Origin of the sequence: Bradyrhizobium sp. 170 (assembly GCF_023101085.1) — a bacterium.
Taxonomy (GTDB): Bacteria; Pseudomonadota; Alphaproteobacteria; order Rhizobiales; family Xanthobacteraceae; genus Bradyrhizobium.
Genome location: NZ_CP064703.1, coordinates 7,011,333 through 7,031,515, shown reverse-complemented (window position 1 = coordinate 7,031,515; position 20,183 = coordinate 7,011,333). Strand labels below are relative to the sequence as shown.

The following is a 20,183-nucleotide window of genomic DNA, read 5'->3' as shown; positions in this document are numbered from 1 at the left end:
ATACCATGGTTGACGCGCTGATCATCGATGCATGCAGGACGCCGCGGGGCGTCGGCAAAGCCGGCAAGGGCGCCTTGTCGGGCATCCATCCGCAGCAGCTCGGCGCAACGGTTTTGCGCGCGCTGGCCGATCGCACCGGCATTAATACCGCCGATGTCGACGACATCATCTGGGGCACCAGTTCGCAACGCGGCCAGCAGAGCGGCGATCTCGGCCGGATGTCCGCGCTCGACGCCGGCTATGACGTGCGCGCCAGCGCGGTGACGCTGGATCGATTTTGCGGTTCCGGCATCACCAGCGTCAACATGGCGGCTAGCTCGATCATGTCAGGGTCCGAAGACCTCGTGATCGCCGGCGGCACCGAGATGATGTCGATGGAAGGGCGTCGCGGCGAGGGGCCGTTCATGATGGACAATGGCAATCTTCGCCTGCGCGCCCGGCATCCTCAGTCGCATCAGGGCGTCTGCGCCGATGCGGTGGCGACGCTGGAAGGCATCACGCGGCAGGATGTCGATGAGCTCGGTCTCGAAAGCCAGAAGCGGGCGGCGGCCGCCATCAAGGGCGGCCATTTCGACAAGAGCCTCGTGCCGGTCTACCGCGAAGACGGCAGCCTTGCGCTCGATCGCGAGGAATACCCGCGGCCGCAGACCACGCTCGAAGGGCTTGCCGGCCTGAAGGCGGCCTTCCCGGCCATCGCGGATTATCCGCTCGACGACAAGGGCACGACCTACCGCAAACTCATCCTCGACAAATATCCCGACCTCGACATCAACTTCGTGCATCACGCCGGCAATTCTTCCGGCGTCGTCGACGGTTCGGCGGCGATCTTGCTGGCATCGCCGAGTTACGCAAAAGCCCATGGCCTGAAGCCGCGCGCCCGCGTCGTCGCGATGGCGAATATGGGGGACTCGCCAACCCTGATGCTGAACGCGCCGGTTCCGGCTGCCCGCAAGGTACTGGCCAAGGCAGGCCTTACACTCGACGACATCGATCTGTTCGAGATCAACGAGGCTTTTGCGGTCGTCGCCGAAAAGTTCATCCGCGACCTCAAGCTCGACCGCGAGAAGGTCAACGTCAATGGCGGCTCGATTGCGCTCGGTCATCCCATCGGTGCAACCGGCTCGATCCTGATCGGCACTGTGCTCGACGAGCTGGAGCGGCGCGACCTCAAGCGTGGGCTGGTGACGATGTGCGCCGCCGGCGGGATGGCGCCGGCGATCATCATCGAGCGGGTCTGAGGCGACTGCTCGATCTAAGCAGCCGGGAACAAGAGTTCAAACGCAACGCCTTGATCGGACGGCAGTAGCCGGATCGATCCGGCGTGGCTGGTCATAACGGCCTGGACGATGGCCAGCCCCATTCCCGTGCCACCTGTGTCGCGGCGTGTGGTGAAGAAGGCATCGAAGATCTTTTCCCGGTTAGCTTCGGATATCGGATCGCCATCATTGCTGACCGTCATCCTGACGGATCCATCTTCCTCGGTCGCTTCCAGCCGCACAGTCTTCGCGTTGTGACGGATGGCGTTGTCGGTCAGATGCGACAACACGATCAGCGCTTTTTCGCTGGACATGCCGATTGGGCGCTCGAGGCTTCCGGTTGCCTCGATCGCTCGCGTCGGGAACCGGCTCTTCAATCCTCCGACAACCTGTGACAGTTCGGTTTGCTCGTTCTGCGGCGCGGCCTCGGCGCGCGCCAGTTCGCGCAGCCGCTGGGTCATGGCTTCCAGGCGCCCGGTGTCGCCCAGAATGTTCGATATGAAATTCTTCTGTTCCATTCGGGTAAGATTGTCGGACTTGCTTTGCAGCGAATCCAGCAGCAGTTCAGCGGCGCCCTTGATCGATGTCAGCGGCGACTTCAATTCATGGGTGAGGTGCGCCGAAAAGGTCGCGATGTAGTCCGACCGCCGCGCCAACTGTTCGGCCATGTCGAGGAAGCTGTGCGACAACTGGGCGAACTCACGCGTGCCGTAATGGGCGAGCGGTTGAAATGCATCGCGGTCGCCGCGGCTGATGCGTGCGGCGCGATCGACCAGCTCGCGCATCGGGCGGGTGATGGTTCGGGAGAAAACCAGGCCGATGACGATGGTAGCGAAAATGACCGCAAGCCCCGCCAGGATAAACTTGCCGCGCTCCTGATAGAGATGGTCGAAGATATTGCTCGGTGTCCTCGATGTATAGATGACGCCCGCGACGCGGTTGTTGACGATGACAGGCATTGCCGAGAACACGTGGACGCCGACGCCGCGGCTGATCGAGTAGATCGGAGGAGGCGGCTTGTCGGGTTTGCGAATCCGCAAGGCCGCCCGGTATTGTCCTTGAAGCGCCGTGGCCACTTCCTCGATATGGGCGAGCGATTGGCCGACCTCGTCGCGGCCGGCAATCACGACGCCGCGGGGATCGAGGATGCGGAAACCGGCGAGCGTGACCTTCTGGGTTTCCCGGATGATCGGCATCAGCCGTGCACCAATCTCGACATAGGGTTGCGATGCGGGAGCGCTTGCCGGGAGCGCATCGGGCCGCCGCCGAAGCAGATCGGCGCCGGCGGCGAGATCGAGCGCAGGCCGGATCGGCGTCAACTGGTCTTCGCGATCGGATCGCGCCTCGGAGGGAATTTCAGCCCCGAGAGTAATCCCGCTACCAAGGCGGATTTCCACTTCCCGCGCATAGACCGCGGCGAGCACCCGGCTTTGAGCGATCAGTTCGGCCTGGGTCTGGTGAATGAGCTGGTTGTCATAGAGGCGGAAGAAGAACAGCCCGACCAGTGGCAGTGTCGCCGCGGAGGCGAGCGCGGCAAAAATGACCTGCCCCACCGACGGTCGCCATTTTTCACCCGTGCGGGCCATCATGCCTGCGGCTCGCATCGCCCGAGCTTGAAGCCGACGCCGTGAATGGTTTCGATGACATTGTCGCAATTCACGGCCGACAGCTTGGCGCGGATATTGCGGATGTGGCTGTCGATGGTACGGTCCGACACCTGGATGTTGAGCTGGTAGGCGGCGCTCATGATCTGGTCGCGGCTGAAGACGAGCGTCGGCCGTGTCAGAAATGCCCTGAGGATTCCGAACTCGATGGCCGTGAGCCGAAGCGGGGTGCCGGCAAACTCGGCGAGATGCTGTTCGGGGTCGACGGAGAGCCTGCCTTGCGACAGCGCGGCCATGGACGCCTTTGCATCCTGGCCGCGCGAAGCCATGCGACGCTGGATGACGTTCACCCTCGCTACGAGTTCGCGCGGGCTGAAGGGTTTTGTGACGTAATCGTCACCGCCGATCTCCAGGCCCAGTACACGATCGATCTCGTCGTCTCGCGCGGAGAGAAACAGGATCGGAACGTCCGAGGACTTTCTGATTTCGCGGCAGACGTCCAGGCCGTCGAATTCCGGCATGCCGATATCCAGAATAATCAGATCCGGCCTGTCGGCGGCGAAGCGCGTCAAAGCTTCCTTGCCGTCGCGCGCCTCGAAGACAGTCATTCCGGCCTTCTTGAGTGCAACACGAATGACCTCGCGGATGTGCAGGTCGTCGTCAACGATGAGAATGCGGTGCGTCAAAGGTCTCTCCGGAAGTCGTACTAACCTGTAGTCGAAATCTTTGGTAGGGCGTCCAGGGTGCGCTGGAGCCGCCAGCTCCGGAAGCCCCAGCTGCGCCAGGACGCAATCTCTCTCCGTTGCTGTTCTACAAGGCAACCACGGCGGGAAACAAGGGTGGGATCGAGCCCGCGAAGGGCAATGGCCCGGTCGATGGCCGGCAGTGCCTGCGGTCCGAGGGAAAACAGATAGTTCATGTCGATCCATACTCCCTTGCCGGCGGCTTCGCGGCTGTGGCTGACATTGTAGTCGGCGATGATGGCGGCGAAATTGACCAGCGCGCAGATGTAGAGCGTTGCCGTCAGGGTGATGAGGTTGGCGCGGACCAGCCAGGCATTCGAGCGGTTCAGAACGATGCGGGCGACGATGAGTACCAACCCCAACGCGACCAATGCCATCCAGATGAAGGCCGCGACGCGCCACCAGGTCAGCAGGTAGATTTGAACATAGAGATCGAGGCGCAGGATCGATGACAGCACCAGCAGGACATTCTGTGCCACCCACAGATAGACCAATGGCCGGATCACCCTTGATTGCTCGGCCGGTCCACCGGGCCGCATGGCGGCCAGAACGAAGCCCGCCGCCAATAGCGCCGTGACGATGAGGGGATAAGCGCCGCGGTGCGCATATGAAGCGTAGCTGATATCGGCGGGCAGGGTCGCGTTGCCCCAGAGATAGGCTACGTCAAGAACGGTTTGAACGGCGAACAGAAAATTGAACAGGATCAGCGAACGCAGGATCGTCGCAATACCGAAGAAGTCGTTTTGGCCCGATGGTATTCCCTGCGCCAGTGCCGCCACTTCGGCCAAACCTGCCGGCATCTCCCGCTTGCCGCTCCACCGGACGTGGATAAAGGGCCATACGATCGACAGCGCCACAGTCCAGAACAGTACGCGTCCGAGACTCACGTAGGAAGCGGTGTTACCCGGGTTCAGCAGGCTGACCCACTTCTCGAGCAATGGATTGGCCGATACCAGCAGAAACACGAAGATGCCGCCGAGAACGATGGGAATGAACCACACGGCAAACCCGGTCTTCAGTGCCGGCAGATTGAACGCAGCGATAGCATCGCGGAAAAATCTGAAGGGACCGACCAGATAAAGATCGCATAACGCCGCGGCTCGCTCGCCGAGACCATGCCGGTCGCGATTGGTCGTCAACAGCAGGCCTACGCCGAGAGCCAGCACCATGAAAGTCAGAGACGCGACGTTGAATTCCTCGATGGCGGGGACAAGGGCGACCAGCAGGAGGACCCCGGCCAGCAGCACCTGCTTTTGGTTCAAAGTCGCGAGGTTGGCGTGCAGCGAGCCGCAGGCTATGGCGACCGCAAAGATGGCGGCCGATATTCCAATGCCGTGCCCGTAGAACAGCCAGTCGGCCAGCGCAGCCAGCGCGAGAACAATGGCTGCTTTGACGGGAAAGGTGCCTTCCTGAACGGAGCCGGCATTGGATGCCGGCGCGGTGAAATCAGCCATTATTGTGCTACCTGCCTGGAGAGGAAAATTGCAAACCAGCGCCGTTGCGGGGCGCTCGCACAGCCACCACCCGTCGTTAGCTAGTCTCGTGGGAACAGGCATTCGATGATCGCCCCAGTTTGCAGGACGAACTATCTGACGCCGGTGTGCATTTGCTTGGAGCGCCATCTGCAAGAGTTCAGGATTTTTATGCAGTTTCCGTGCAGCCGCGGTTATGCGCTCGCGTCGACGAGACAAGTTTGATACGGGCAATTGTCTCGTTCGATCTCCTCGTGCAAGCCGCCATCCATTTTCATGCAAATCTTCAAGCGTATCGGCATCATCCTCGTCTGGCTCGCCGGACCAGTCTTCATTTTCGCGGCAGTCAACAAGAACGACCCCTATCTGATTTCGCTGCGGGGGCCGGGAAACATTGTTCTGGCGGCAGCAAGCATCATCACCGTCGTCCTCCTCATCCGCCGCGGCTATTGGAGGCGAGGCATCGCCGGACGGTTGCTCATTCTGCTATGGTGCCTGCCATCGCTGGCGATGCTCGGCGCGCATGCTTCGTTTGAATGGCGCAAGCGAAGCGTCTTGCAGGCCGATGCCGCGCAGGTTCGAAGCCTTGGGCGGCACTTCATGGTGGGATACTCGTCATTCCCGGAGGTGGCTGTTCTGGCCGAGAAGGGCCTGATCTCCGGCGTCTACATCACCAGGCACAATGTCGTGGGATCGTCGGCGGCGCGTCTGAAAGAGGAGATCTCGGCGCTGCAGGAAAAGCGGCGAGCGGCTGGCCTGCCACCCCTGATCATCGCGGCCGACCAGGAAGGCGGCATCGTATCGCATCTGGCGCCGCCGTTGACCAGGTTGCCGGCGCTATCGACGCTGGAGAGCCTGGCGCCGGATGTTCGCGCCGAGAAGGCGGAGGCGTTCGGGCGTATTCACGGGCAAGAACTGGCGGCGCTCGGCGTCAACCGCAACCTTGCGCCGGTGCTGGATTTGCGACCCGAACCGAAGCGCAACCGATTCGACTTCAACACGCTGATCGGCCAACGCGCGATTTCGGATGATCCAGCTGTCGTCGCCGACATCGCGCGAGCCTATGTGAGCGGACTGGAAGCGTCAGGCGTGGGGGCGACGGTCAAGCATTTTCCGGGGCTCGGGCGCGTACGCACGGATACCCATCACTTCAGCGCCGATCTGGATACGCCCGTGGACGAACTCGAAGCGTCCGATTGGATTCCCTTCAGGAAGGTGCTGGCTGGTTCGAAAGCGCAACTGATGGTCGGGCATGTGACGCTGACATCAGTTGATCCGGACCGTGCGGCGTCGCATTCCAAACGAGTCGTTGATGGCATCCTTCGCAAGAAATGGAATTATCAGGGCGTCGTCATGACCGACGACCTCGTGATGGGAGCGATCTATCAACGCAATGTCTGTACGGCAGTGGTTGAGGCGCTCAATGCCGGCGTCGATCTGCTGCTGGTCGGCTTCGACGGGGCGCAGTTCTATCGCATCTTTAGCTGCGCCGTGGCGGCGTCGACCGAGGGAAGGCTCGACGCCGCCATGTTGCGCGACAGTGAGATGCGGTTGAAAGGGGCATTGCCCGTGGATTGAGGTGGCGGTGCAGAGCCCGAGGGGGAAAACCGGCGCGAATTATTTGGCGAACCGGCCTTCCTCCGGAAGCCCCGTCATTGCCTGGGTTCGGAATGCGGGCTTGTGATCCTGCCGTTTGGACCACGACACGTAGTAGGCCACGCCCGTCATGATCAAAATCCCGGCGAAGCTGACCAGGACGTGCATGAGAAGCGAATCCGGGCCCGTGATCAGGACGAGGTGTCCGGCAAAAGAAAGGAACACCCCGGTGCAAAAGACCGCCAGCCACTCCTGGCCGCACCTGATGACCGGCTGCAGCGCCTGCCATCGGAAACCGGACCAGTCTCGCGGCACCATGTAGGCAAACAGAAAAGCCAGCGCGAGAAAGTGAAGCACCCTGTGAGGGGCCAGGTTTTCCTGGTCGTTGGGAAGAAAGGCATCGCGCAGGAGATCAGGGATGATGCCGGCCTGGGGAAATTTCCCTGCCACCGTCACCGCCAAAGCAAAGAGCAGATACAGCCACGCCGCAGCGCGCAGGACCGCGAGTTCCTGAAGCTTACGTACAGCGCGCATTTGATTCGCGCCGCTCAACGCAAGCCAGGCGCCGAGCACAAACAGGAGTTGCCAGCAGAACGGGTTGAGATACCACCGTCCATCCGGGAACGAAGACAGATTCCAGTCGAACTGACGGGCTGCGAAGTAGAGACCGATCGACCCCGCCATGGTGACATTCGGCCGGCGGACCATGCCGAACAGAACGAGCGGGAAGACCGCCATCAATACGATGAAAAGTTGCAGCACATCGAGATTCAGCGGCTTGGCCTGAAGCAGCAGGCCATGAATTAGCGTCCGGATCGTATGGTCGACGATTCCCGTGACGTTGAACTCGCCGATCAGTTCGGAGGCGCGGGATTTGCGCGCGGCATATCCGATCAAATCGATATAGATCACGAACAGGACGATATAGGCGGCGTAAAGCTGCCACAGCCGCTTGAAGATACGGGTTGCCGTCACGACGAACCCGCGCTCCAGCATCATCGTTCCGTAGAGGATTGCGGCAGTATAGCCGCCGATAAACACGAACAGGTCGGTGGCGCCGCTGAACCCGAAATTGCGCATGGTCAGCAGGCTGACCGCATTGTGCGGGACGTGATCCAGAAAGAGAAACCAGGCCGCGATACCAAGCAGGAGACAGAGTCGGAGATCGCCGTCGCGCGCAGCGAGCTCGGCCTTCATTGACGTATACATTGTGGACTAAGAACTTTGCAGGTCGGAGGAATCGAATCGCGAATCTAGCGCGACTGTCCGCTCAGCCGGAATAGACTTTACGTGAAGAATAATTAAGCAGGCTGTCGGGGATTCAAGCCTGCTCAACAATCACAATGTTTTGAGGGAATAGCGCGGTGCGGCCGAACATGGTCACGCCCGCTCGTGTTTGCGCAAGTCGCGGATGTGGTCGAAATGGCCGGCCTGCAGGTCGGCGCCCGTCGCGCCGATCTCAGGCAAGGCCGCTTCGCTGAGAATCTCGGCGGTGATGTCCTCGACCGAGCAATCGGCGATTTCATGGATGAAGCTGATATTCCTGTATTCACCCGACGCGATCCGGGAGATGACCTCGCGCCTTGTGATTTCCGGGTCGACGATGGCCTCGCGACCGCGGCGGCCGTAGTCGATCATCACGACGAAATACTGCATGCTGGCGATCTGACCTTCATCCCGTGCGCCGGTATCGACGATGGCAGTATTTCCGAAAAACGGAAATAAGTCAAGCAGGAATTCGGAAAAACAGAAATCTCGCCGTGAGCACGGCAGAGCGATCGCGGGCATCGACAGAATCAGTCGATTCGGTAATCGCGGCGGGATTGCTATTTGTCCGGCGTGCGGCCGCCCGTCGTCCTTGTCACCTTGCGTGCCCGGGCCGCCGCCTTGTTGCGCAGTCGCTCGATCTGGCCCCTGGGCAGGGTGACGCAGATCTCCCCGATCCATTCCAGCTTTACGCCGGTGATCGGCTTGGCATTGAAGCTCGTGAGGTTGACCGAGGTCGGAGATTTACCGCGCTCGATCGTCTTCAGATAACGCTCGCCGGTTTTCAGGCGGACGGCAGCTTCCTCGCCATAGAAGCTCGACAGCGGATGGCGCTGCTCGCGATACACCACGATAATGTCGCCATTCTCGTACTTTGGCAGCATGGAATCGCCGGCCACCTCGAAGGCGATGGTCTCTTCGGCGATCGGGAAGGGCAGTTCGACCTCGCCGAGGCCTTCCGGCGGCACCTGCTCGTGTTCCGGCTCGATCGAGGCGCCGGCGCCGACGCGGCCCATGATCGGCACCGAGTTCAATTCGAGATAGTCGATGATCGCAGCGATTTCGGACGCCTTGATCAGGCGTATCCCGGACAGGATCTCGGAAACCGCGCCGGGGCGAACGCCCATCGCGGTGGCCAATCCACCCTTGGTCTTGCCCGGCTTCTCCAGGCCCCGTTCGATCAACCTGATGTCCAGCATGGTCAGACCTTTCCGAATTTCAGAAACGATAGCAGTTCCGATTATCCGAAATCAAGCTTGACTTTAATTTCGGAATATCAGAAATTGATTGCCGGCGTCGGGCGGCGTTGACGAGAGCAAGGATAACAAATGGAACTGTCGAACTGGGCGCCCGAGCACTCGGACGCGCTGCGGGAATTTATTGCCAAAGGCATGACCTTTTCGGAGGCCGCGCGAGCCATCAATTCACGATTCAATACGTCCTACTCCCGCAGTGCTGCGCTCGGGCGCGCCCGGCGCCTGGGACTGGGACCGGACGATCGCCAGCAACCGTCGATGCCCACCAAGCCTGCAGATCTGCCCGAGATCGCGGAGCCCCGTCCCAGCGCGTTCAGGGCGGCAGCGCTTCTTTGGCCGGCACCCGTGTTCAAAGAGATCAAGCCGGTCAAGCTGCGCTGCGTTGCAATCGAACCGCGGCATCTCTCCCTGATCGAGCTGGAGCGCGGCGATTGCCGCTATCCCTACGGCGGCGATGAAGAAGGTGAGGCCATCACCTTCTGCGGTCATCCGCGCCGCCCGGCTTCGAGCTATTGCACGCCGCATTTTCATCTGAGCCGCGATCCGATCGTGACCGCCGAACGCGCGGTGAGCACCGTTTCGCTGCGCGTGGTGGAGGCGGCATGAAGAACGCTGCTGTCACAGGCGTGGCCGACAGGCTGAAACGGCTGCCGCGCCGCCATCGGATCGCTCACCTGGGTGCGCTGATCGGACTTCAGCCAGTGGGCTGCGGCCGTCGGGACGAATTATCCGAACTGTTGCGCGAGCAGATATCGGACGCATCAATCGAATAGCCTGCAACCGAATAGAGCGGCCGGTCGCACCGGATTCCACTGTTTTCAAGGAGCCATCAGATGCCGAAAGCCAAACGCCGAAAGCCGTACAATCCCGCCAAGGCACATGACCGAAGGTCCCGCGATTTGTTACGCAATGCCGAAGTCGCAACCGTCGAGGTCGATAATCCCTTGGCGTTGGAGCCGGGCGAGAAGATCGTTGCCCTGCGTTCGATCCGCAACGATCCGCTCGCTCGCCTGCATTCCCATCGCCAGATCGACGAGGCGCAGTATCAGGCGGGGCGTGCGTTCCAGAGCGATTGGGAGAAGGCCGAACGCGGGCCGCGCGCGGTCGATCCGACCCGGGAATATGTCGATGGCGGGCAGAGCCGCGAGCCGATCACCGAGGGCCAGCGCAAAGCCGTGCTGCGGTTGAACCGGGCCGAACGCGAACTCGGCGCGGACGGCTCGGCGCTGGTGCATGACGTGCTGGTCCAGGGGCTAACCATGGATCAGGTCGGCCAGCGGAGGGGTCTGTGTACCAAACGCTGGAGCGAATATTTTTCAAGACGATTCCGCGAATGCCTCGACCGGCTGGCGCTGTTGTATGGTTTCGCGACGGAGCACCCGGTTCCCGTCAAAACCCTCCCGCGCTGAATCGCAGTGGCTGCACTACGTCGTAGGCGGCCTTGCTCAGCGGTACGGCGTAGTCGACGGTTAACGCGCCGAACGGCGAGGCCCAGGTCAGGCCTGCGCCGATCGACGAGCGCACCACGTTCTTGTTGGCGACCTGAAGCGATGCCGTCGATCCGCTGTAGCGGAAGACGCTGCCGGCATCGACGAAGGCGGTGGCCCTGAGGCCGTATTCGTTGGGTACGCCGGGAATCGCGCTCTGCAGCTCGGCGGTCGTCGCCCAATAGGCGCTGCCGCCGACATTGTCCATCGTGGTGCCCGGCGTCAGGTCGCGTGGGCCGAATCCGTTGGGGGCAAATCCACGCACCATGGTCGGGCCGCCGAAGAAATTGTTCATCAGCGGCACCTGCTGGCCACCCCAACCGGTAACGTAGCCGCCCTGGGCGCGAACCATGCCAACCAGGTCGCTGCTAAGCGATTTGTAGTAGCGTACGTCCTCCGTCGTCTTCAGAAACTTTACGTCGCCGCCAAGTCCTGCCAGGTCCTGACTGAGCTGCGACCTGATCCCGCTGGTCGGGCTCTTTGTGTTGTCCAGGGTGCTGTAGGTCGTCGTGCTGCCGGGGGCGGAGACCCACGTCGGACCGGCGGCGGCGGCCTGCCGGACGGCCAGCGAAGGTGTCAGGCCCGAACTGTTCGGCGAAAGCGTGATGTTCTGATTGTAGATCGAGTAGCGCCATTGCACGCCAATTTCCTCGGTAATCGGCGTGCCGAGTTGCAGTCTCGCACCGTAGGTGGTGCTGCCGTAGGATTGGTAGCTGCTGGCGTCGTTTTGGCGGCCGAAGAGTTCGATTCCGGCCGCGACTTTGGTGCCGAGGAAATAAGGTTCGGACGCAGCCAGATTTATGCCGCGCGCATATTGGCCATAGGTAAAGGTGGCCTGCACGTTCTTGCCCGTGCCGTAAAAATTACGCTCGCCCACTTTGACCTCGACGAGCGCGCCATCGACGGTCGAGTACCCGCCGGCCACGTTGAAGTCGCCGGTCGCCTGGTCAACCGCCTCGACATCGAGGATGACATGATCCGGCGCCGAGCCCGGCCTGTTCGATATCTTCACCGTCTTGAAGTAGTTCAAATTCTTCAAGCGCCGTTCGGCGCGGTCGATCAGCGTCTTGTTGTAGGCGTCGCCTTCCGCGATGTCGAACTCGCGCCGGATCACGTAATCGCGGGTGCGCGTGTTGCCGTGAATCTCGATCCGTTCGACATAGGCGCGAGGCCCCTGTTCGATGACGAAGGCGACGTCGATACGTTGCGTGGCAGCATCGCGGGTGAGGCGAGGTATCGCCTGGGCAAAGGGATAGCCGAGCTTTGACATTTCAATGGCCAGAAGCTCGGTGGTCTTGTCCAGAGCGTTGCCATCGAATACCGCGCCCGGGTGAGCGGTGGGGAGGGCGCGAAGCTTGTCGCAATCCAGGCCAGGAACGTTGCAGGCGACGCTGACTTCCCGGAAGTGATAGAGCGGGCCTTCGTCGATTGCGAAGTTCAGCGTGAAGCCCTTCATGGCCGGATCATACTCGGCCGTTGCCGATGGGACGCTGACATCGGCATAACCCTTGCTGCGGTAGTAAAGCCGCAGCTGTTCCCGGTCTTGCGCGACGCGGTCGGGATCGTAGACGTTACCGCCGGTCAGAAAACTCAGCATATGGGTAGCGGAGGTCTTGATCACGGCGCTGAGCTGTCGTTTGCCGAAGGCCTTGTTGCCGGTGAAGTCGATCTGCCGCACCGGAGTTTTTGCTCCCTCCGTTATGGCGTAGATGAGGTCAACCCGGCCATTGCCGCGATCGATGATTTGCGGTTCGACGCGGACTTCGGAGCGACCGGCGCGCCGGTATGCCTCGATGATGCGGCCGGCGTCGGCCTGCACGGTGGAGCGTTGCAGCGAGCCGCGCGGCTTGGCTTCGACGGCGGCGGCAAGGTCGGTGTCCTTGACCTTCTTGTTGCCTTCGAATGCGACGCGGTCGAGCACGGGCGCTTCGGACAGGTGCACCACAAGCCGCCCGCCAACGCGTTCGATGGAAACCTTTTCGAACAGGCCCGTTGCGATCAGCGCTTTCAACGCCGCGTCACGCGCGGCGTCGTCGAAATGCCCGTCGGGCGCCGGATGAAAGTAGGAGCGCACGGTCTCGGCATCGACGCGGCGGTTCCCTTCGACGATGATCGATCCTTGCGACGGCGATGCGGTTTCGGCGACCACAGGTGTCGCGAAAATCAAGCCGAGGGCGCTGGCAAGCCGGCAAGCCGCCAGCCCCGATCGGAACGATCGGTTGTGCTGCGTGATGCGTCTGATCTCCACGTCCCGCCGGACTCCTGTTGATCGGGCTGAGATGGAATTGCCCGCGCGGGGCAAAAAAATGTCTGGGATAAGGTGAGTTGCGGGCGATACGCCACAATTTTGACGTCTTCTCTTAATGCGGACTTTCTCAGAATTGTCGCAATGCGCGCTTCATGCTTCGCCATCGAGAGAGCCCAAGACGCGCGCGCCAAAACTGCCGCATGCGTCCAGGCTCGCAGGAGCATCACATGCGTTATGCAGCTTTCGTTGCCGCCGCCCTCATGCTGGTTCAGCCCGCGCATGCAGAGAAGACGCCGGAGGTCGATCCGCGTGCCTCGCTCGGCGTCGTCCAGCAATGGATCTATAACTACCGGGCCAAGCCGGACTATGCACATGTCCCGGCCGCCGTGCGCGTGCTGTTTCATTCGCAGACGTTCAAGGAGCCGGAGAATGCCGGTATCTATCTCGGCTTTGTCGCCGGTGCGATCGGCTCGAATCCGGCGAAGGCCGAACAGCTCATCGCCAGTTTCTTTCCCGTCCGACCGGAGGACGAATGGGTGATCGTTCGCGCCATCGCCTATTCGGGGTTGCCCGACTGGAGAAACGTTCTGCGCCGGGTCGCGCCACGAATGCCGGGCCGGCGGGTCATGATCGACAGCTACCTGGCGGGCAAGCTGCCGACCTTGACCGACATCCCGCTGGAGGAGATGAAGCCCGGCGTGATGGACAAGCTGCGCGGCGCCTTCACCAAGAATCCCTTCGCCAAGGACGAGCGGAAGCTGAACACGACGCTCACATTTGCGAGCAACCAGGATTTGCTGGATACGCTGTGGGGCTACTATTTTGCGACCGGCTCGCATGCACCGATCCAGCGCATCATCCAGATGCTGCCGTGGAGCAAGAGCCGCGACACGATCGACAAGCTGACGGTCGGAAGCATGGCGCGCTACACGCTGGCAAGCTACGCGATCCGCGACGCCGGTTTGCGCGAATATCTCCGCAGCGAACTTGCCAGACAGCCGGCGGCGGTCAAGGCACCGCTCGCCGAAGTGGTCGAGGCGGCGGACACGGTGCAGATCGCAGCCCTGCGCAAGGATGCGCTCGCCGCCGTGGATGAATTAAAGATCAAGGGCTCCGATAGCCGCCGCGACCTCAGCTTCTGGGGTCAGGTCGGCGTCGGCGCGGTCGCGCTCGGTTGCGTCTCTGCGGCTGCGCTGGGTCAGGTCGCGGTCGGCATTCCCTGTGTGATCGGCGGTTCGGCCTCGCAGGGATTGCTGTCGTTCTGGGAAAAGCAGCAGTAATCCAAGAGCAGCAATCCAGGACCCGTCGCCGCAGCTCATTCCAGTCCGGCGCGGCGAAAGCCTTCGAGATAGTGCTCGCGATCGGCGTCGTGCTTCCAGGGTAACTGCGTTGCGATCCAGGCGAGTGAAATATTGGGTTGGGTCCGGCGCAACTCGTGAAGCGCGGTCCGGGCGAGTTCGATCTGGCCGGTCATGCCGGCTGCGACCGTCAGCACCCGGTAGGCGCCGGTGAGGTCGCCACGCTGGCGGGTCGCCTCCTGCGCCAGTGCGATCGCTTCCTGATAGTTCCGTCCGACGAACTGGGCGTAGGCCGCTACGCCGTAATAGATAGCGGCAGAGGGATCGCGCGGGCTCTGGCGGATGGCGCGCTGCGTCGCCGCATAGGCATCCGTCCACCGGCCGGTATAGGACAGCGCCAGGGCATGGTACCCCTGCGCCAGGGAGAAATTCGGGTTGAGCTGGAGCGCCAGTTCGAACTCGGCCAGCGAATGGTCGAGCCGGCGCGTGGAGAAATATACGCTGCCGAGGGCCGTATGCGCCCAGGCATCCTCGCTATCGGCGGCAATCGCCGCCAATGCCGCTCGTTCGGCGACGGGCGCTGCAGTTGCAAGGTCAGTCCAGCCCAGATGCACGCCGAACATATGGTTGGTCGCGAACAGGGCCAACGCCTGACCGTAGTCCGGATCGATCGCAATCGCGCGTTCCAGCAGCGCCTGCGCGGTGAGGCTGTCAGGCCGCGTCACCCGCCAGTGATGCGACAGCGCCCGCATCACCAGGTCCCAGGCGTCCACGCTGTTGGGCGCCTTGCGCCGGCTGCGAAAGTTCTCCGCGGCGTAAATCTGCGGCTCGATCGCGGCGACGATGGCGTCGGTGATTTCGTCCTGCACGGCGAAGACGTCGATGAGGTCGCGGTCGTAACGCTCCGCCCAGATATGACTACCCGTTGCGGTGTCGTTGAGCTGCGCAGTGATGCGTACGCGATCGCCGCTCCTCCGCACGCTGCCTTCGACTACGTAGCGCACCCCGAGCTCAGCGGCGATCTGCTTCATCTGGACCGCCTTGCCCTTGTAGGTGAACGACGAGTTGCGCGCGATCACGAAGAACCAGCGCAATTTCGACAGCGCGGTGATGATGTCCTCGCTGATCCCGTCGGAGAAATACTCCTGCTCCCGGTCGCCGCTCATATTGTCGAACGGCAGTACAGCTATTGCCGGCCGGTCGGGCAGCGCTAACCTCGAACGCGGTTGTTCTGCTGCTGCGCGCGAAGCGGCCTGTGCCTCGCATAGCCCATTCACGGCGCCGACGAAGCGAATCCCCTTGCGGGGAATGGTGCGGATGAGCCGCTGTTCCTTGCCGTTGTCACCGATCGCGTTCCGGGCGGCGTTGATCCGGCTGTCCAGCGTCGAGTCCGAGACGATCCGTCCTCCCCACACCAGCGCAATGAGATCGTCCCGGCTGACCACGTGATTGCAGTGTTTCAACAGGTGAACCAGCAAGTCGAATACTTGCGGCTGCATCGCCACCAGTTCGCCGCCACGACGCAGCTCGCGACGATCGGTGTCCAGGATGTGATTATCGAAGTCGAATCTCACGTGAGCTTTCTCAAGAAACAATCAAGTCCGTCTAAAGCCGAAGGCAAAGCCCTGGCGCCGTTCTCCGTGCATCCTGCCAAAACAGGGAGCTGCAATCCCATTTCCCGTAGCGGAGTCAATTTTCATGACAGAAACCCAAGCCATCCACCCGGCGATACCGGGCAATCGGGTGCTAAGATTCACTGCATTTCTGTTCGGCGGTGTGGCCTATTTCACATTTCTGTTCACGATTCTGTACGCCATCGGGTTCGTATCGGGGCTCGCCGTGCCGAAGGCGATCGATACCGGCGCGAATTCGGGGATATTCGAGGCAATTGTTGTCAATCTCATACTGATGTCGCTATTTGCCATCCAACATAGCGTCATGGCGCGTAAATCGTTTAAACACTGGTGGACGCGGTTTATTCCGAGGTCTGTCGAGCGCAGCACCTATGTGCTGTGCGCAAGCCTGACGCTTCTGTTGCTGTTCTGGCAATGGCGTCCGATGCCGGCCATCATCTGGAACGTCCAGGAGCCCGAAATGGCGGTGGTGATCGCTACACTGTCGTTCGTTGGTTGGGTGATCGTGTTCACGAGCACCTTCCTGATCAATCATTTCGAACTGTTCGGATTACATCAGGTCGCCAACAATCTCGCAGGCCGCGAGATGCCGGCGCCCGTCTTCCGGACGCCGTTCTTCTACCGTTTTGTCCGGCACCCGATCTATCTCGGTTTCATCATCGCGTTCTGGGCGACCCCGACGATGAGCGCCGGGCATTTGCTGTTCTCGGCGGTGACCACGGCCTACATCTTCGTCGGCATCATGCTCGAGGAGCGCGATCTTGTGGCCATGTTCGGCGACGAATATCGCCGTTATCGGGAACGCGTTTCCATGCTATTCCCCTGGCGCAGGCCGGCCTGATCACTTCTCAATCAAGGAGACAGAAATGATGAAGCATACCGGAAGCTGTTTTTGCGGCGCGGTCGAGGTCCAGGTCACGGGTGCGCCGGAAGGAATGGGTTATTGCCATTGCAGTTCCTGCCGTTCGTGGTCCGGCGGACCGGTGAACGCATTTAGCCTGTGGAAGCCGGAAGCGGTACGGATCACGGCGGGGGCGCAACACGTCGCGACGTTCGAGAAGACTCCGATGAGCCAGCGCAAATACTGCGCGGAGTGCGGCGGTCATCTGATGACCAATCATCCGACGCTCGGGCTGGTCGATGTCTTCGCTGCAACCCTCCCGACACTCCCCTTCACGCCCGGCGTGCACGTCAACTACGCCGAGACGGTGCTGCCGATGCGGGATGGGCTGCCCAAACTGAAGGATTTTCCCGCCGAGCTTGGCGGCTCCGGTGAGGTGATCGCCGAGTAGGAAAGACGGGCTTCCACAGCAGTAACGGCGCTGCGAATGCTGTTCGCGGCATCGGCGCATCGATGAGACGCCGCTCGACTCCCGGATCAAACCGGGGGCGGGCGGCACCTTTTTGGGTAGCGTGACCGTCGAGTCCGGGCCTGCAGCCTGAATGCGAGGGCCATGCCGCAGGCCCGCGTGCCGTCTCAAGAGCTATGTCAGCGGCAGGTCCCGCCCTGCAAAATCGGGGTTTGGCGTTATCCGTCTGGTTCCGGTAAGAAAGTCTTGAAGTCGCGGCGAAAGCCTTCGTTTCGCCAGGCAGAATAACAAGAGGAAATGCCGGAGATGACTGCCAGACCGCAATTGCCGGAGCGAACGCCGCGCGTGATGGGCGAACCGACTGCGCTGGATGGTCTGCTGGTCGTCGACTTCACGCGAGTCGTTGCCGGCCCGGCCTGCACGCAAACGCTGGCCGATTTCGGTGCCGAAGTGATCAAGATCGAAAACCCTGATGGGGGCGACGATACCCGCCATTATGAACACGCGGAAATCGGCGGCGAGAGCGCGGCCTTTCTCAGCCTCAATCGCAACAAGCGCGGCATCGCGCTCGATTTCAACAATCCTGCGGCGCTCGAAGTCGCCCGTGAACTGATCGCGAAAGCGGATGTCGTCGTGGAGAATTTCTCCGGCGGCATAATGAAGAGGTTCGGTCTTGACTATGCCTCCGTCGCGCCGACCAATCCGAAGCTGATCTATTGCTCGATCTCGGCCTACGGCCGCAAGGGCGAGTTCGCCTTGCGCCCGGGCTTCGATCCGATCACGCAGGCCGAAAGCGGCTTCATGTCGCTGAATGGATTTCCGGATGGGGAGCCGGTGCGGACCGGTCCGCCGATCGTCGACATGGCGACGGGCATGTCGGCATGCAACGCGATCCTGCTGGCGCTGATTGCCCGTGACCGGCTCGGCCGCGGCCAGCAGGTCGAAGTGGCGCTGATCGACACCGCCGTGACGATGACCGGTTTCTACGGCATGGCCTATCTAATCAGCGGCGCGAATCCGGGCCGCTTCGGGAATTCACCGAACGGCTCGCCCACCGTCGGTGTCTATCAGGCATCCGATGGGCCGCTTTACATGGCCTGCGCCAACGACCGCCTGTACCGCCGGCTCGTGGTGGACGTGCTCGATCGACCGGACCTCGTCACCGATCCCGAGTTTGCCCACAGGAAAAACCGAACCGCCAACAAGGAAAAGTTGCGCGCCATCATCGCCGGTATCTTCGCCAGCGACAGCCTCGAGCACTGGATGGCGAAGATGAAGAAGGCCAACATACCGGTCGGCTATCTGCGCACCGTAGAGGAAGGTTTCAACGCGCCGGAAGTGCGCGACCGCCATCGTCTTAGCCGGATTACGCATCCGACCGCGGGCACCGTCCCCAATATTGAAACGCCGCTGCAGATGAGCCTGACGCCAACCGTCGATCCCGTAGCGGCGCCGCTGCTCGGCGAGCATACGAGGGAAGTGCTCCGAAAGACCCTCGGCTATGATGAGCGACGTATCGCGGCTCTGGCCGAGGCGGGGGCTTTCGGGAAGCCGGGCAATACGGCCTGAGCGGCGGCGATCGAGTTTGAATGTCTGCAGCGGGACACGTCCTCGATGCTGTCTCCGTTGCGCAACACCCGATGTGTTCCTCGTCTGGAACAGCATTTTGCGACTCCACACTCGAAGATATTCGGCTCAGTGTTCGAAGAACCGGGATGGCGGATCGAGCGTTTTTTTGAACCCGGGGGCCGCAGCGCGAAAATGCCTGCGGTCTTTTCATTCCAGGAGTCGTCTGCGTTGCTGCAAAATGAAAAGAGCAGAACAGCGAGCGTTGTGCGTTACTTGATCATTGAAGGTCGTTGTCAGCTGTCGTGATCGCGCAACTGTAACGCATGATGGCGCGGCTCGCGCGAGGCTGACCGCTCGGACGGGTCGCGGCCAAGCTTGGGCTTCAAATCCACGAGGTCGATGAAAGCGTCGGCCTGACGCCGAAGTTCATCGGCGATCATCGGAGGATGGCTGGCAATGGTCGAGACGACGGTGACGCGAACTCCCCGACGTTGGACCGCCTCCACCAGCGGGCGGAAGTCGCCGTCACCTGAGAACAGAATCATCTGGTCGATATGCTCGGCAAGCTCCATGGCATCAACAGCGAGTTTGATGTCCATGCTGCCCTTCACTCTGCGATGGCCGCTGGCGTCGGTAAACTCCCTGGTCACCTTGGTGACCACGGTATAGCCGTTATAGTCGAGCCAATCGATCAAGGGACGGATCGACGAATATTCCTGATCCTCGATGATCGCGGTGTAGTAGAGCGCGCGAACCAGCGTCCCCCGACTTTGGAATTCCTTGAGCAGTCGCTTGTAATCCACATCGAAACCAAGCGCCTTGCTGGCCGCATGTAGATTAGCGCCATCGATAAGGAGTGCGACCTTGGTAGAGCAAGATGACATTCAGTCGATGGCTCCCAAATCGGACAGCAAGGCATTAGAAACATCAGTTCACGTTGTGCGTTTTGCGCGGCGCAGAAAAGCGGGCCGGAGTGGCATCGCGAGTAGACTTGCCCATTAAATCATGGAGTGGGGCAGGGCCTCGTGGTCGGGCGGAGCGACGCCCGCCGGGGACAAAGACCATCCGCTTGAGCTTGTTGATGGCGCGAACGGCGTAGCCGAGTCCGAACGGAACGGTCTGGCGGAAGAAGGCGATCTTCTTCACATAGCCCTCGACATGCCATTTGACGTGCGCAGCGTCGACCTCCACGGATTGAATGAGTATGCACGGCTTCAAAAGCATCCCGGTGTCGTTAGTAGCGGCTGCTATTCTTCCGGGACCCACAAAATCAGACTATCCCAAAAAAACTGAAGGGGCCACTTTGCCGCAAGTAGCTTTTGCAGCGCGCCCAACGGGTCTCTCAACGGGGGTTACCCCCAAAGAGGCACCTCAGGCCGTGTCCAAACTTGAGATGAAGCTACAATGCGAGCTACCCTTTGATCCTGCTGTTTGTACAAAGACC

At 61.4% G+C, this 20,183-nt stretch carries 18 protein-coding genes and 1 pseudogene; 9 read left to right on the top strand and 10 right to left on the bottom strand.

Annotation, left to right across the window (positions count from 1 at the left end):
* Nucleotides 1-5: 5 nt before the first annotated feature.
* Complete coding sequence (locus IVB05_RS32785; protein ID WP_247780129.1) at nt 6-1,238, top strand: acetyl-CoA C-acetyltransferase; 1,233 nt, start codon at nt 6-8, stop codon at nt 1,236-1,238.
* A gap of 14 nt (nt 1,239-1,252) precedes the next feature.
* Here the strand turns inward: IVB05_RS32785 and IVB05_RS32780 are convergent, their stop codons facing one another.
* From IVB05_RS32780 to IVB05_RS32770, 3 genes are read right to left on the bottom strand one after another with little or no spacing between them, the layout of a single operon-like run.
* Nucleotides 1,253-2,842, bottom strand: a complete 1,590-nt coding sequence (locus IVB05_RS32780; RefSeq protein ID WP_247787193.1) for an ATP-binding protein — start codon at nt 2,840-2,842, stop codon at nt 1,253-1,255.
* Nucleotides 2,842-3,546, bottom strand: coding sequence for a response regulator transcription factor (locus tag IVB05_RS32775; RefSeq protein ID WP_247780128.1), 705 nt, complete (start codon nt 3,544-3,546; stop codon nt 2,842-2,844). The genes IVB05_RS32780 and IVB05_RS32775 overlap by 1 nt, the downstream gene beginning before the upstream one ends.
* 20 nt (nt 3,547-3,566) lie before the next feature.
* Nucleotides 3,567-5,225 (bottom strand): DUF4173 domain-containing protein, encoded by a 1,659-nt coding sequence (locus tag IVB05_RS32770; protein WP_247780127.1) that lies wholly within the window; start codon nt 5,223-5,225, stop codon nt 3,567-3,569.
* 126 nt (nt 5,226-5,351) lie between these two features.
* Here IVB05_RS32770 and IVB05_RS32765 point away from each other — a divergent pair, with 126 nt between their 5' ends.
* Nucleotides 5,352-6,653, top strand: a complete 1,302-nt coding sequence (locus tag IVB05_RS32765; protein ID WP_247780126.1) for a glycoside hydrolase family 3 N-terminal domain-containing protein — start codon at nt 5,352-5,354, stop codon at nt 6,651-6,653.
* Nucleotides 6,654-6,692: 39 nt separating this feature from the next.
* Here the strand turns inward: IVB05_RS32765 and IVB05_RS32760 are convergent, their stop codons facing one another.
* The 3 genes from IVB05_RS32760 to IVB05_RS32750 form a co-directional block, all read right to left on the bottom strand.
* Nucleotides 6,693-7,868: an OpgC domain-containing protein gene (locus IVB05_RS32760; protein WP_346771797.1), complete on the bottom strand. Its 1,176-nt coding sequence runs from the start codon at nt 7,866-7,868 to the stop codon at nt 6,693-6,695.
* Between the two features lie 183 nt (nt 7,869-8,051).
* Entirely contained in the window at nt 8,052-8,327 is a 276-nt protein-coding gene (locus IVB05_RS32755) for a hypothetical protein (RefSeq protein ID WP_247780124.1), read from the bottom strand.
* Nucleotides 8,328-8,497: 170 nt separating this feature from the next.
* Nucleotides 8,498-9,136, bottom strand: a complete 639-nt coding sequence (locus IVB05_RS32750; protein WP_247780123.1) for a S24 family peptidase — start codon at nt 9,134-9,136, stop codon at nt 8,498-8,500.
* A 129-nt stretch (nt 9,137-9,265) separates the two neighbouring features.
* On the opposite strand from IVB05_RS32750, the gene IVB05_RS32745 reads away from it, so the two are divergent.
* From IVB05_RS32745 to IVB05_RS32735, 3 genes are read left to right on the top strand one after another with little or no spacing between them, the layout of a single operon-like run.
* A complete protein-coding gene (locus IVB05_RS32745) occupies nt 9,266-9,799 on the top strand; it encodes a GcrA family cell cycle regulator (protein ID WP_247780122.1) in 534 nt (177 codons plus the stop codon).
* Nucleotides 9,796-9,966, top strand: coding sequence for a hypothetical protein (locus IVB05_RS32740; protein WP_247780121.1), 171 nt, complete (start codon nt 9,796-9,798; stop codon nt 9,964-9,966). Before IVB05_RS32745 ends, IVB05_RS32740 begins: the two co-directional genes overlap by 4 nt.
* Before the next feature lie 60 nt (nt 9,967-10,026).
* A complete protein-coding gene (locus IVB05_RS32735; protein ID WP_247780120.1) occupies nt 10,027-10,602 on the top strand; it encodes a DUF6456 domain-containing protein in 576 nt (191 codons plus the stop codon).
* Here the strand turns inward: IVB05_RS32735 and bamA are convergent.
* Complete coding sequence (bamA, locus tag IVB05_RS32730; RefSeq protein WP_346771796.1) at nt 10,583-12,928, bottom strand: outer membrane protein assembly factor BamA; 2,346 nt, start codon at nt 12,926-12,928, stop codon at nt 10,583-10,585. The two genes, IVB05_RS32735 and bamA, sit on opposite strands and share 20 nt — an antisense overlap.
* Before the next feature lie 260 nt (nt 12,929-13,188).
* Here bamA and IVB05_RS32725 point away from each other — a divergent pair, with 260 nt between their 5' ends.
* Nucleotides 13,189-14,208, top strand: a complete 1,020-nt coding sequence (locus IVB05_RS32725; RefSeq protein WP_346771886.1) for a hypothetical protein — start codon at nt 13,189-13,191, stop codon at nt 14,206-14,208.
* Between the two features lie 35 nt (nt 14,209-14,243).
* Here the strand turns inward: IVB05_RS32725 and IVB05_RS32720 are convergent, their stop codons facing one another.
* Nucleotides 14,244-15,800 carry a winged helix-turn-helix domain-containing protein gene (locus tag IVB05_RS32720; protein WP_247780118.1) on the bottom strand — a complete coding sequence of 519 codons (1,557 nt, stop codon included), beginning with the start codon at nt 15,798-15,800 and terminating at the stop codon, nt 14,244-14,246.
* 124 nt (nt 15,801-15,924) lie between these two features.
* Between IVB05_RS32720 and mddA the strand changes: the two genes are divergently transcribed.
* The 3 genes from mddA (at nt 15,925) to IVB05_RS32705 (ending at nt 18,739) form a co-directional block, all read left to right on the top strand.
* Nucleotides 15,925-16,701 (top strand): methanethiol S-methyltransferase, encoded by a 777-nt coding sequence (gene mddA, locus IVB05_RS32715; protein ID WP_247780117.1) that lies wholly within the window; start codon nt 15,925-15,927, stop codon nt 16,699-16,701.
* A 28-nt stretch (nt 16,702-16,729) separates the two neighbouring features.
* Complete coding sequence (locus IVB05_RS32710; protein ID WP_247787187.1) at nt 16,730-17,152, top strand: GFA family protein; 423 nt, start codon at nt 16,730-16,732, stop codon at nt 17,150-17,152.
* Nucleotides 17,153-17,476: 324 nt separating this feature from the next.
* The gene (locus IVB05_RS32705) at nt 17,477-18,739 is read left to right on the top strand and encodes a CoA transferase (protein WP_247780116.1); all 1,263 of its coding nucleotides are present in this window, start codon (nt 17,477-17,479) and stop codon (nt 18,737-18,739) included.
* A 293-nt stretch (nt 18,740-19,032) separates the two neighbouring features.
* Here IVB05_RS32705 and IVB05_RS32700 read toward each other — a convergent pair whose 3' ends face one another.
* Together IVB05_RS32700 and IVB05_RS43815 are read right to left on the bottom strand one after the other, a co-directional pair.
* Nucleotides 19,033-19,623: an NYN domain-containing protein gene (locus IVB05_RS32700; RefSeq protein ID WP_247780115.1), complete on the bottom strand. Its 591-nt coding sequence runs from the start codon at nt 19,621-19,623 to the stop codon at nt 19,033-19,035.
* Nucleotides 19,624-19,774: 151 nt separating this feature from the next.
* Nucleotides 19,775-19,921: pseudogene (locus IVB05_RS43815) on the bottom strand (cupin); the annotation flags it as partial.
* Nucleotides 19,922-20,183: the final 262 nt, after the last annotated feature.